We start from the raw sequence: 13373 nt of genomic DNA, 5'->3' as shown, positions 1-13373 counted from the left end.
TGCCATGGTATATTAAATTAGAAAATTTGTAAATCAGGTTAACGCGCCTTATTTAATTTCTTTGTGTACCGTCACTTTCTTAAGAATAGGATTGTACTTTTTCAACTCCAGACGCTCCGGAGTATTTTTCTTGTTCTTATTAGTGATATAACGGCTGGTACCTGGCTGACCACTGGTCTTATGCTCAGTACACTCCATAATCACCTGAACTCTGTTACCTTTCTTTGCCATTTTGAATGCATTTTATAATGATCACCACCTAAGCAGTGAACGTTCGCAAATTAGATTTTAGCCCCTTTCGCTCTTAAATCCTTCACTACAGCGTATAAACCATTTTTATTAATGGTACGCAGTCCTTCCGCTGAAAGTTTCAAAGTAATCCACTTATCTTCTTCCGCAATGTAAAAGCGCTTCGTCAACAGATTCGGTAAAAATCTACGCTTTGTCTTAATATTCGAGTGAGAAACGCGGTGACCAGTGATCGGCGTTTTACCCGTAACCTGACATACTCTAGCCATGACTGTCAAAATTTAGGACGGCAAAGGTAGCTGTAATAAATCAGAAAATCAAAAGTAAACAGGAAAAACTAAAAAAAAACACGCTACCCGGCCAGCCCACGCCTTCCATCCACTACCCAACCGGCAGGAGAAGCGGGCGAATCCTAACAATTCCTTAATTTGAGCACTTCGGCCAGAATCTCAACTTTGAGTATAAATGGCTGATAATGACAGATATGGATGGTAAAAGAAAAACAATTGCCCGTGATATTACCTGGCTCTCCTTCAACGCCCGGGTATTACAGGAAGCAGCTGACCCCAGTGTTCCTCTACGAGAACGAATCAAATTTCTGGGAATATTTTCCAATAACATGGATGAATTCTTCCGGGTACGCGTAGCTACGCTGAAGCGAATGATTGAATTCGGCGGCAAAAAAGTGAAGCTCAATATGCACCTGGAAGCTTCACCTGAAAAAATACTGGAAGAAATTATGATCCGGGTACTGCGGCAGCAGCATGAATTTAACCGGATCTGGGAAATATTGCTGGGCGACCTCAAAAAAGAGAAAATATTCCTTATCAATGAAAAACAACTAAGCCGGGAACAAAAACTCTTCGTGAAGCAGTTTTTTGAAGAGGAAGTTCGGGTAAATACTATTCCGCTTATGATTGAGCAGATCCCGCAACTCCCCTATTTGCGCGATAAATCGCTCTACCTGGCAGTGCTTATGAGCCGGAAATCAGCCGATTTCTCCCGTAAATATGCGCTGATTGAAATTCCGACAAAAGCAGTGGGTCGCTTTATTCAACTCCCCTCCCCCGACGGCGAAAAACATATTATTCTACTGGAAGATATTATCCGCTTTAACCTGCCTTCGATTTTTTCCTATTTCGGTTACGAAAAATTCGAATCCTGGATATTCAAACTGACCAAGGATGCCGAAATTGATATTGATAATGATGTATCCACCACCATCATCCAAAAAATTGAAAAAGGTGTCAAAAACCGAAGAAAAGGGAAACCGGTGCGGTTTGTCTATGAAAAAGAAATGGACGCGGCTTTGCTGGAGTTTCTAATGCGAAGGCTGAACCTGACCAGTAAAGACAACCTGATCCCCGGCGGACGCATTCATAATTTTCGCCATTTCATCGACTTCCCGGATGTATTTGCCAAAAAATCTACCCGGAAAAAACCCTTCCAGCACCCCCTGCTGGCAGGAACTGCGCGCGTTACGGATGTGATTCTTGACCAGGATATTATGTTGCATTTTCCCTATCATTCCTTTAACCCGGTTATTGATCTGCTAAGGGAGGCGGCCATCGACAAAGATGTGGTTTCCATTAAGATTACCGCTTACCGGCTGGCCAGCAACTCAAAAATCATCAATGCCCTAATCAATGCCGTACGGAATGGCAAAGAAGTAACCGTTATGATTGAACTGAGGGCCCGGTTCGAAGAAGAAGCCAACCTGGAATGGAAGGAAAAGCTGGAAGAAGAAGGCGTTCGTGTTTTAATTGGTATTCCCAACATGAAAGTGCATGCCAAGTGTTGCATCATCCGCAAGCGCCTGGCAAACCGTACCATACAATACGGCTTTGTAAGCACTGGTAACATGAATGAAAATACCGCTAAAATATACGGCGATCATTGCCTGCTAACGGCGCACCGGGGCATTATGGCCGATATTAACCGGGTGTTCCTGTACCTGGAAAAATATAAAACCTCGCCCGATATTCTAAAAGCCTGCAAATCCCTGATTCCCTGCCCCGGAACCCTGCGCAGGGAGCTGATCAAACTAATTAACCAGGAAATCAGGGCGGCCAAAAAGAAAAAACCAAGCGGAATTACCCTGAAAATGAATTCGCTTTCCGACGAAACGCTGATAGAGAAACTTTATGAAGCGGCCCGCGCTGGTGTTCCGGTAAAACTGATTGTACGGGGAATTTTTTCCATGTATTCAGAAAGTAAAAAATTCAAAACACCCATCCAGGCAATCAGTATCGTAGATGAGTACCTTGAACATGCGCGGGTATTCCTTTTCGTCAACGGGGGCAAAGAAAAAGTTTATATATCTTCGGCCGACTGGATGGTTCGGAACCTGGATCACCGGGTAGAAATTACCTGCCCGGTTTACGATGCCGATATCAGAAAAGTGTTAAAAAACATGCTGACAATTCAATTGAATGATAACGTTAAAGCACGTATTTTGGATAACCATCTCCAAAATGAATACGCACCTGCTACCGGAAAAAAAATCAGGTCGCAGGTGGAGCAGTACATCTATCTTCAATCGAAACGATCTAAACAACAGGTGGCCGATGACGCTGCCCGGATAACGGTACCCAACCCCATTGAACAATAAACGGAAAAAGACAACTATTGAAACTAGCCGCCATTGATATAGGGAGTAATGCAGCCCGTTTACTTATTACGGAAGTTATTAAAGATGACCAGGGAAAGGAACGTTTTAATAAACTGAACCTGGTTCGGGTGCCGCTCCGGCTTGGTTTTGATGTTTTTGAAAATCAGACAATCTCACCGCAGAAGGAAGAACATATCATCAAAACCATACGCGCTTATCGCGCCCTGATCGACGTTTATGGCGTTCAACACTATAAAGCCTGTGCCACTTCTGCCATGCGCGATGCCAGCAATGGCGCTGCCATTATCGAGCATATAAAAAAAGATACCGGCATAGAAATTGAAATTATTTCGGGCGATCAGGAAGCTTCTTTTATCTATGAAAATCATATTGCGGAAAACCTCGATAAAGACCAATCCTATCTGTATATTGATGTAGGGGGAGGCAGTACGGAACTTACTTATTTTAACGAAGGTAAGCTGGCATTTAAACATTCGTTTAATATCGGAACCATCCGCCTTCTCAAGAACCAGGTTTCGGATACGCATTGGGAGGAGATGAAAGACAGCATCCGTCAATTTACCAAAGGCGCAAAAACGGTTACCTGCATCGGATCAGGGGGTAATATCAACAAAGTGTTTTCCATGTCTAAAAAGAAAGACGGAAAACCGTTGCCACTGGAGTTACTAAAAGATTATCATCGTGAATTAAGCAGCTTTTCTGTACCCGAACGAATGCGCCTATACAACCTCCGGGAAGACCGGGCCGATGTAATTGTACCAGCCCTGAGCATTTATATCAATGTAATGCGGTGGTCTGATTCAAAAGAAATTTTTGTTCCCAAAATTGGTCTGGCAGATGGGTTAGTGCATATCCTTTATGAAGAAATAAAAACCCAGGTCCAGAACATTAAATCCAGATCTTAGCACCTGCCTATTAATTATGTACCATGTCCGTTCATAAAGAAGTAAAAAAAGTAACTACGCATACGCTGCAGAAAATGAAATCTGCCGGAGAAAAAATTGCCATGCTCACCGCTTATGATTATTCCTTTGCAAGGATCTTTGATGAAAGCGGCGTAGATGTTTTGCTGGTAGGTGATTCTGCCAGTAATGTAATGGCCGGGCATGATACCACCGTGCCAATTACCCTGGAGCAGATGATTTACCATGCACAATGCGTAGTACGGGGCGTAAACCGCTCCCTGGTAGTGGTTGATCTTCCATTTGGATCGTACCAGTCAAATTCCGATATCGCCCTGGCCAGCGCCATCCGCATCATGAAAGAAACCGGGGGGCATTCCATTAAGCTGGAAGGAGGCGAAGAAGTTGCCGAAAGTATCCGTCGAATTGTAAACGCTGGTATTCCCGTAATGGGGCACCTGGGATTAACCCCCCAGTCGATTTATAAATTCGGTACCTATTCCGTACGGGCCAAAGAAGAAGAGGAAGCCGAAAAACTAAAAAAAGATGCCCTGCTGTTACAGGAAGCCGGTTGCTTTGCACTGGTGCTGGAAAAAATTCCCGCCAGCCTGGCAAAAGAAGTATCGGCATCCCTGACCATACCCACCATTGGCATAGGTGCAGGTAATGACTGCGATGGGCAGGTTTTAGTAATGCACGATATGCTGGGTATAAACAACGATTTCAATCCCCGTTTCCTGCGTAAATACCTGAACCTGCACGAACAGATAGTGCAGGCAGTTGGTAACTATGTACAGGATGTACGAAGCCGCGATTTTCCAAACGAGCAGGAACAATACTAAAACTGTAACTTTGCCGGCTAAAACAGCTTGCAATGGATTTTTTAAACGCACTTGGCTTAAAGGAAAATAATCCCGGCAGTTCTACCGGTATCAATTGGATTTCATCTTCCGGCGATAGTATCCCCTCGTTTTCACCCGTGGATGGGAAACGAATCGGCGCTGTTCAGGCAACAGATAAAGCCGCCTACGAAGCAATTATTCAACAGGCAACAGCCGCTTTTACGGAATGGAAACAATGGCCGGCACCCCGCCGCGGAGAAATCGTTCGGCAAATCGGAGAAGCACTTCGTGCCCAAAAGGAAAACCTGGGCAAGTTGGTTTCTTATGAGATGGGAAAAAGCCTGCAAGAAGGTTATGGTGAAGTACAGGAAATGATCGATATCTGTGATTTTGCAGTGGGGCTTTCCCGCCAGTTATACGGCCTTACCATGCATAGTGAACGTCCGGGGCACAGGATGTATGAACAATGGCATCCATTGGGTATAGTAGGCATCATTTCTGCCTTTAATTTCCCCGTAGCAGTTTGGAGCTGGAATGCTATGCTGGCATGGGTTTGTGGTGATGTATGCATCTGGAAAGCATCTGAAAAAACCCCGCTCTGTTCAATCGCCTGCCAACATATTATTCAAGAGGTATTTGCCAAAAACAAGGTGCCAGAAGGCGTAAGCTGTATAGTAAATGGAGGCCGTGATCTGGGAGAATGGATGAGCCAGGATACCCGTATCCCCCTGCTGTCCGCAACCGGATCAACCCGCATGGGTAAAGCAGTAGGAGCCGCTGTGGGTGCCAGATTAGGGAGAAGCATTCTTGAACTCGGCGGAAACAATGCCATTATCATTTCTAAAGACGCCGACCTGGATATGAGCCTTATTGGCGCAGTATTCGGGGCGGTGGGAACAGCCGGACAACGATGCACAACCACCCGCCGGCTTATTATTCATGAAGCTGTTTATGAAACCTTTAAAAACAAGCTTGTTAATGCCTATAAGCAATTGAAAATCGGGAACCCTTTAGATCAGCAAAATCACGTGGGTCCGCTGATTGACAAAGATGCGGTTCAGCAATACCTGAACTCCATCGAAGCCTGCAAAAAAGAAGGCGGAAACTTTGTGGTGGAAGGCGGTATCATGGAAGGCCCCGGTTATGAAAGCGGTTGTTATGTGAAACCCTGCATTGCGGAGGCTGAAAACCATTACCAGATTGTACAACATGAAACCTTTGCCCCTATTTTATATATAATGAAATACAATACCCTGGAAGAGGCAATTGCCCTTCAGAATGGGGTACCACAGGGGCTCTCCTCTTCTATTATGACACTCAATATGCGGGAAGCGGAACAATTCCTGAGCGCCGCAGGAAGTGATTGCGGTATCGCAAATGTGAATATCGGTACCAGCGGTGCTGAAATCGGGGGTGCATTCGGAGGCGAAAAAGAAACAGGAGGAGGACGTGAAAGTGGATCTGATGCCTGGAAAGCCTATATGCGCAGACAAACAAATACCCTCAACTATTCCACCAAACTACCTCTGGCACAGGGAATTACATTTGATTTATAATTATATCAACTTAATGGCATGCAAAAATTATGGGAGCGGCGAACTAATTCCCGTCTTTTTGCGTCATTTTGTATCAGAAACAAAAAAGCACTGCATGAATTTTTTACGAATCTTGCCGGCCACTGCGGCGTTAACCCTTTTGAGTATTGGTAATGCTATAGCACAGGGTACAACGGCTGTAGCCAACAAAGAACTTCCCAAAGGATGGCATCTTTCCGATCGGGCCAAAGATGGATTTTACGGAATCAGCATGGACCAGGCCTATGAATTTGTGAAAACAAGGCCCAGTAAAACCGTGATTGTGGCCGTAATTGACAGTGGTATCGACACCCTGCATGAAGACCTGAAACCAATTCTCTGGAAAAACCCTAAGGAGATTCCCGGGAATGGCATTGACGATGATAAAAACGGTTATATAGACGATGTGTATGGCTGGAACTTTATCGGTGGAAAAGATGGCAAAAATGTTAAACAGGATAGTTACGAAGGAGCCCGTGTATACCATAAGTACAAGGCCAGATTTGGCGCACCGGGTTTTGATGCCTCTACCCTAACCGGGGAGGATAAGCTCAACTATGAAATGTGGGCCAAAGCAAAAGAAAAAGTGGAAGGCGACGCCGGTGGCGGTGGTGCAGACCTGGTTTTCCTGAAACGCGCTCTTGAAAGCAGCCAGAAAAATGACAGTTTGCTGAAAATTGCCATGGATACCTCTTCCTATACCGGAAAAGACCTGGAAAAATTTGCGCCTTCCACCCCAGATGGCCAAAAAGCCAAAGCAGGAATGCTGTATATCCTTAAGGCCTTTAATATGATGGAAACCGGGAATGTCGAATTCCTGGAAGGTTTCCAGGATTTTGTGAGCGGTGAGGAACGTAAAAAAGAAGCAGCTGAAAAAGCCCCGGAAGATTATCGGGGTGCCATTGTTGGCGACAACTACAACGATATTAACGATCGTTTTTACGGCAATAATGACGTGATGGCCAATACGCCGTTCCATGGAACCCATGTGGCCGGTATTATTGCGGCCAAACGTAAAAACGGCATTGGCATGGATGGTGTGGCAGACAATGTTCGCATCATGGCAATACGGGCGGTTCCGGACGGAGATGAACATGACAAAGACATCGCACTGGCTATTCGCTACGCTGTAGACAATGGCGCAAAAGTCATTAATATGAGCTTCGGAAAAAGTTTTTCACCCGAAAAAAAATGGGTGGATGAGGCCGTTAAATATGCCGAAACAAAAGGAGTACTACTGGTGCATGCGGCTGGTAATGACGCCGCCAATGTTGATTCGGTGGATAATTTTCCCAACCCGGTGTTTTTAACAGACAAATACCGTGCACCCAACTGGATTACAGTAGGAGCCAGCTCCGATCCATTGGCAGAACCGGGCTTTAAAAGTCTGACTGCCTCGTTTTCCAATTATGGAAAGTCGGAAGTAGACGTTTTTGCTCCGGGCACCAAGATCTATTCTACCATACCCGGTGGTAATACCTATGGAAATGCACAGGGAACCAGTATGGCATCGCCGGTGGTAGCCGGGGTGGCCGCCTTCCTGATGAGTTATTATCCGACGCTTACCCCATTACAAATAAAAGCTGCCATTGAAACATCTGCAGTCAGCCCGGATACTACCGTAAAAATTCCCGGTACCGACGAAGAAGTTGAACTGGCTGAAATAAGCAAGTCGGGAGGTATGGTAAATGCTTATGCGGCGGCTAAAGCAGCAGCCGCTATAGAGGCAGAACAAAAATCCAAACCTGCCCCTAAATCAACCCTGAAAAAAGGTAAAAAAGGATAAACCTGTACCGGTTCACCACCAAAATAACTACTGTGTATAATATTATTCACGCACCGTTTTACGACACTTATGTAAAGCTTGTTAAAACGGACGACCTTAGAAAAACACTCCGCAAAAACACGGAAGAACTACTGGCATTTTTCGAGGAGATACCGGAAGAAAAAATTGGTTTTGCCTATGCTGATGGAAAATGGACCATTAAACAGGTAGTACAGCATATTATTGATGCGGAAAGAATTTTCGCATACAGGGCGCTTCGGGTTGCAAGACTGGACGCCACTCCCTTACCGGGATTTGACGAAAACCTCTATGCCGCTAATGCCAATGTTGCTGTCAGAGGATGGGAAGACATGTTAAAAGAACTTCGCCAATTGAGAAAAAGCAATCTCCGCATGATTAAGGCTTTTACGGAAGAACAGCTTAACGCAGAAGGGGTTGCCAGCGGCCATCCAGTTTCGGCTGCTGCCATTTGTTTTATTATGGCCGGGCACGCCAAACACCATATCAACATCATTCGAGAGAGATATCTCTAGCACCGTCTTTTTTATACGCAAACAGCCACCCCGTTAATGGAGTGGCTGTTTTGTTTGCATCTATAAATTATTACCCGGTTAATTATCCTGTTTCGATTTATCCAGCTTACTGTCTACATTTTTTTTCATAGCCAGGTTTTGCTGATAAATCATATCATTTACAGCATTGATGGTTTCATCCAGATAAATATCGTTCCGCAGGTTTTTCTTCCAGGACTTATAGCGGGCCAGTTTATCCGGATCAGTCGCAAATTTCTCTTCATCGCCCGGAATGCTTTCCACTTCCAGTTCATTGTTGAGCTTGTATAAAGATTCTATTTGCTTAACGGTGGCATTCACCTTTTTCTTCTCTTCCCTGAATTTGTGCAGATTGAGCGAATATACCCGGTCATTTTGCTCTGCCAGCCATTCTGTATTGGTTTTGATCTGGTTAAAGGCCTGGTTCTGGTCAATCCGTTGCTGGCTGTTACGTACCACCTGGTTCAAATCATAGGGCGATTTCCAGGTATTGTATTGAGCTTTGGCGATTTCATCCCATCCCAGTGCCGTTGGATCATCTTTTTCCCGAACCTTACTTTTTTCCAGTACATCCGGTACAATAATATCGGAGGAAACACCTTTCAACTGTGTAGAGCCTCCATTGATCCGGTAAAATTTCTGCAGAGTAAGTTTGATAGTACCCAATTCACTATTGGAACTGAACATACCGGTTTCTTTATCCAGCCCGATATTCCGCTGAACCGTACCTTTTCCATAGGTAGAAGTACTTCCTATTACAACACCTCTTTTATAATCCTGGATAGCGGCAGCAAAGATTTCTGAAGCAGACGCGCTGAACTCGTTCACCATAACGGCAAGCGGACCATCATACAACACCGTCTTGTCGCGGTCACGTAATACACTGGGTTTGCCATCCCGGTCTTTCACCTGAACGATAGGGCCATCTTCGATAAACAGGCCGGCCATCTGTACCACGTCATACAAAGAACCTCCACCATTATTTCTCAGGTCTATGATAATACCGTCTACTTTCTGTTCTTTTAGTTTGATTACTTCTTTGGCAACGTCTACTGCGCTGCGGGCACCTCTCGGGTTATCAAAATCGGCATAGAACTCGGGTAACATGATGTAACCGATTTTGCTTTTGCCATTGCTAACCACCGTGCTCCGCGCAAAACTTTCGTCCTGTACAATTTCATCTCTTATAATAGACACAACTTTTACAGAGCCATCTGCCTTGCGCAGGGTTAAACGAACCTCGGTACCTTTATTGCCACGGATAATTTTTACTGCATCTTCTACATCAAACCCGGTCAGGTCAACCGGCTCATTCTCTGCCTGTGCTACTTTCAATACCACATCTCCAACCGTTACTTCATTGGTTTTCCATGCCGGGGAACCGGTGATTACTGAAGCAATTTTTATATTCCCTTCCTGTGATGTAAGAGAAGCCCCAATCCCGAAGAAACGACCACTCATCTGCTCATCAAAATACCGCTTATCTCTTGGAGGAAAAAAAGTGGTATGGGGGTCCATCGTATTGGTAATTACATTCACGAACTGGTTAAAACGTTCGTCGTCGTTATACTTTAATTTAAGCCGGTCAAACATACGGGCTATCACTTTCGCTACGCCATCGCGTGCAGCCGCTTCCATTTCGGCCGGACTTTCTGTTTTAACCCCTTCCTTGCCTTTGTTTTTCTCCTGGTTCTCGACCATGTCGGCATACCGTTCCAAGGTCATATACTTCAGGCGCTTACGCCAGCGATCTTTTTTCTCTTCCAGCGTTTTCGGAAAATCTAGTTTTTCGCTGTCGCGGATAATAGTTTCATCCGATTGAAATTCAAACGGCTTTGCAAGGATCTCTTTGGTCAATTGTTCTGCCTCCAGTACTCTTTTTTTATAGATCTCTGAAAGTGCAGGAACAAATTCAACGTTTCCTCCCAGGAGTTCATCGTCAATTTTCAGTTCATATTTTTTAAGTGCCTGAATATCTGCCTGGAGAAACATATTTTTTTCTGCATCAACGGTTGAAACATACTTGGAGAAAATATCCTTTGAAAACTCATCATTAATTTTCTTGGGACTGTAATGCACCTGTTGCAGGATATCCCCCACATTGTGTAATATTTTTTCGTATTTGCCGGGGGGGTCGGTGAGTTTGGTTCCCATAGAGCGAAATCCTATAAAGAGGGCACAACTCAACAGCACCACCAGCACGGGTAAGCTTCTTTTATTAAACATAATTTTCAACAGTTTTTGCATTGTATCAAAAATAACGATAAAACAACCAGCCTTGTTGCCGTGAAAACCAATTAACATTGGATTATGATGAGCGGTTTTTGACATTTTTTTTAGGACTTGGTGTAGGATTCATTTTTTTACCTATTTTTGTGCCCGCTTTGAAAAAAGCAACGCGATGATCCGCATGGAGGCTGTAGCTCAGTTGGTTAGAGCATCAGATTGTGGTTCTGAGGGTCGTGGGTTCGAGACCCATCAGCCTCCCTCTCATCCCCCACTGTGTGGGGGATTTTTAATTTTTTCACTATGTCGTTCTGGCTGTTATTATTACCTGTTATTTCCGCCTTTATCGGATGGTTTACCAACTGGATTGCTATCCGCATGTTATTTCATCCCCGTGCACCCAAAAAATTTCTGGGTATTACCATCCAGGGAATATTCCCGAAAAGACAACAGCAATTTGCGGAAAAACTGGGTAAACTGGTAAGCCAGGAACTATTGTCGTTTGATGAAATTGCCGGTAAGCTTACCAACCCGGGCAACCTTAGCAGCCTCACCCCTCACGTGGAGGAACATATTGATCATTTTCTGCGGGTAAAACTCAAAGAAGCAATGCCCATGATCAGTATGTTTATCGGTGATAAAACCATTGCCCAGTTAAAAGGCATTTTCATGGATGAGCTCCAGCAACTTTTTCCTGTTATAATGGAAAAGTACATGGGTACGCTTAAAGAGCAACTCGACTTAGAAAAAATCGTCGTTGAAAAAGTAAGCGCTTTCTCTACCGACAAACTGGAAGAGATCCTGCTCCAGATTATGGCCAAGGAATTCCGTTTTGTGGAAATTATTGGGGCGGTATTAGGCTTCCTGATTGGCCTGGTTCAAATTGCCATAACCCTGCTGGCAGGAAATTAACTTCCCCCTTGAACAAGGTTGGCTCCTGTTTGTCATATACCATTCATACCATTCGCAGCGTTCAATCACCCGAAATGACAGAACTTTGCGCACACTCAGAGAAAAAAACAGACGAATGAAACAACTAATGGCTGTAATGGTCCTCTTTTTTGGAACCTTTACCTATGCCCAGATACCCGCAGGTGTGGGTGGACCCGGTGGCCGGCCCGGGGCAGGTGCCGGCAACATGAATATCGGGCGTTTTTACGGACGTATTATTGACGCTTCCAACAGTAAAGGAGTAGAAGCCGCTTCCGTTCAACTTATCCAAAACAAATTTGATGCTGCTACCCGACAGCGGAAAGACACCATTATTGCAGGAATGCTGACCGATCGGCGGGGTGAATTCAATTTCGAGGCGCTTCCCGTTGCCGCCAGTTATAAACTGGTAATTACGGCAATTGGGTTTAAATCAATTGAACAAAAGGTTGGTTTTGAACTAAATATGGCAGGCGGAGACATGCAAAAAGCACTCGCCGGTGTAGATAAGGACCTGGGTAATATTAAACTTGAGGCCGATCCCAAAATGCTGGAAAGCGTAACAGTTACCGCGTCCAAACCACTCATGTCCATGGGTATTGACCGAAAAGTTTATAACGTAGACAAAAACCTGGTTTCAACCGGAAATACGGCGGAAGATATTATGCGTAATATTCCCTCGCTTCAGGTCGATATCGATGGCAGTGTAACCATGCGTAATGCCGCTCCTCAAATTTTTGTGGACGGACGCCCCACTACACTAACGCTTGATCAGATCCCCGCAGACGCTATTGAAAGCGTGGAGTTGATCACCAACCCCTCCGCAAAATTTGATGCGTCCGGCGGTACAGCGGGGATATTAAATATTGTGCTCAAGAAAAACAGGAAAGCAGGCTATAATGGTAGCATCCGTGCGGGCATCGACAGCCGCTGGCAGCCAAACGGCGGTGCCGATATTAATATTAAGCAGGGTAAAGTAAACCTATTCGCCAGTGGAAATATCCGCACCAGGAAATCAATTTCTACAGGAAATACAGCTCGTACCACCTTTATAAAGGATCCTGTAACCGACCTAAACCAGGACGATTACAGTGTAAATACCGGCAATTTTATGTTTGGCAGGGCCGGCATTGATTATTTTATGAATAACCGGAACACCGTTGGTTTTTCTGTAAACGCTGTGAGGGGTAGTTTCAATTTTGATAATGAAAGCGCCATACAAACCGACAGCCTTTTTCCAGGCGACACCAAAAGCACTTTTAGCCGCCGGATTTCCGAAGGAGAACGCTCTTTCAGAAACCTGGGCTCCTCGGTTTATTACAAACGTCTTTTTACCAAACCCGGTCGCGAATTTACAGCCGACATCAACTATAATAGAAGTAAAAACGACAACAATACCACCATTAACAACGATGTGCTGAATGCACCAAACGGAAGCATCCTGCGGCGTTTCGGACAGCTGAACACCGGAGAAGGAAATAGTTCAAATATTACGTTTCAGACAGATTTTACCAATCCGCTCAGCGCCACGTCAAAGCTGGAAACCGGTTTACGGGTAAATATCCGTAACCAGGAAAGCGTAAACAATATCAGCCTGGTTGACGGAAATGGAAATGTGGTTTTTATTCCTTCCCTTTCCTCCCAATTTGATTATACCGATCGGGTTTATGCCGGTTACGCT

General features: G+C 44.8%; 11 protein-coding genes and 1 tRNA gene. 9 read left to right on the top strand and 3 right to left on the bottom strand.

Annotated elements, in window-relative coordinates; all coding sequences use genetic code 11:
• Positions 1–48 precede the first annotated feature (48 nt).
• Together rpmG and rpmB are read right to left on the bottom strand one after the other, a co-directional pair.
• Positions 49–231 carry a 50S ribosomal protein L33 gene (rpmG, locus tag A1D16_RS16735; RefSeq protein WP_290711592.1) on the bottom strand — a complete coding sequence of 61 codons (183 nt, stop codon included), beginning with the start codon at positions 229–231 and terminating at the stop codon, positions 49–51.
• 50 nt (positions 232–281) lie between these two features.
• Complete coding sequence (gene rpmB / locus A1D16_RS16730; RefSeq protein WP_150846893.1) at positions 282–518, bottom strand: 50S ribosomal protein L28; 237 nt, start codon at positions 516–518, stop codon at positions 282–284.
• 206 nt (positions 519–724) lie between these two features.
• Here rpmB and ppk1 point away from each other — a divergent pair, with 206 nt between their 5' ends.
• The 6 genes from ppk1 (at position 725) to A1D16_RS16700 (ending at position 8518) form a co-directional block, all read left to right on the top strand.
• Positions 725–2860: a polyphosphate kinase 1 gene (gene ppk1, locus A1D16_RS16725; protein WP_290711589.1), complete on the top strand. Its 2136-nt coding sequence runs from the start codon at positions 725–727 to the stop codon at positions 2858–2860.
• A gap of 17 nt (positions 2861–2877) precedes the next feature.
• Entirely contained in the window at positions 2878–3786 is a 909-nt protein-coding gene (locus A1D16_RS16720; protein ID WP_290711587.1) for an exopolyphosphatase, read from the top strand.
• Positions 3787–3809: 23 nt separating this feature from the next.
• Complete coding sequence (panB, locus tag A1D16_RS16715; protein ID WP_290711584.1) at positions 3810–4625, top strand: 3-methyl-2-oxobutanoate hydroxymethyltransferase; 816 nt, start codon at positions 3810–3812, stop codon at positions 4623–4625.
• A gap of 32 nt (positions 4626–4657) precedes the next feature.
• Positions 4658–6181 carry an aldehyde dehydrogenase family protein gene (locus A1D16_RS16710; RefSeq protein ID WP_290711582.1) on the top strand — a complete coding sequence of 508 codons (1524 nt, stop codon included), beginning with the start codon at positions 4658–4660 and terminating at the stop codon, positions 6179–6181.
• A gap of 94 nt (positions 6182–6275) precedes the next feature.
• The gene (locus A1D16_RS16705; protein WP_290711580.1) at positions 6276–7985 is read left to right on the top strand and encodes a S8 family peptidase; all 1710 of its coding nucleotides are present in this window, start codon (positions 6276–6278) and stop codon (positions 7983–7985) included.
• A 32-nt stretch (positions 7986–8017) separates the two neighbouring features.
• The gene (locus A1D16_RS16700) at positions 8018–8518 is read left to right on the top strand and encodes a DinB family protein (RefSeq protein ID WP_290711578.1); all 501 of its coding nucleotides are present in this window, start codon (positions 8018–8020) and stop codon (positions 8516–8518) included.
• A gap of 78 nt (positions 8519–8596) precedes the next feature.
• On the opposite strand, the gene A1D16_RS16695 is transcribed toward A1D16_RS16700, so the two are convergent.
• Complete coding sequence (locus tag A1D16_RS16695) at positions 8597–10783, bottom strand: carboxy terminal-processing peptidase (RefSeq protein ID WP_290711576.1); 2187 nt, start codon at positions 10781–10783, stop codon at positions 8597–8599.
• A 166-nt stretch (positions 10784–10949) separates the two neighbouring features.
• Here A1D16_RS16695 and A1D16_RS16690 point away from each other — a divergent pair.
• The 3 genes from A1D16_RS16690 to A1D16_RS16680 form a co-directional block, all read left to right on the top strand.
• Positions 10950–11023 (top strand) — tRNA-His (locus A1D16_RS16690).
• 42 nt (positions 11024–11065) lie between these two features.
• Positions 11066–11674: a DUF445 family protein gene (locus tag A1D16_RS16685; protein WP_290711574.1), complete on the top strand. Its 609-nt coding sequence runs from the start codon at positions 11066–11068 to the stop codon at positions 11672–11674.
• A gap of 115 nt (positions 11675–11789) precedes the next feature.
• Positions 11790–13373, top strand: a 1584-nt coding sequence (locus tag A1D16_RS16680) for an outer membrane beta-barrel protein (RefSeq protein WP_290711572.1), incomplete at its 3' end; no start/stop codon positions are given.

It is taken from the genome of Flavihumibacter sp. CACIAM 22H1, assembly GCF_001601815.1.
GTDB lineage: Bacteria > Bacteroidota > Bacteroidia > Chitinophagales > Chitinophagaceae > Flavihumibacter.
Note: the sequence above shows the minus strand (reverse complement) of the source record. Positions and strands in the feature narration are given on the sequence as shown.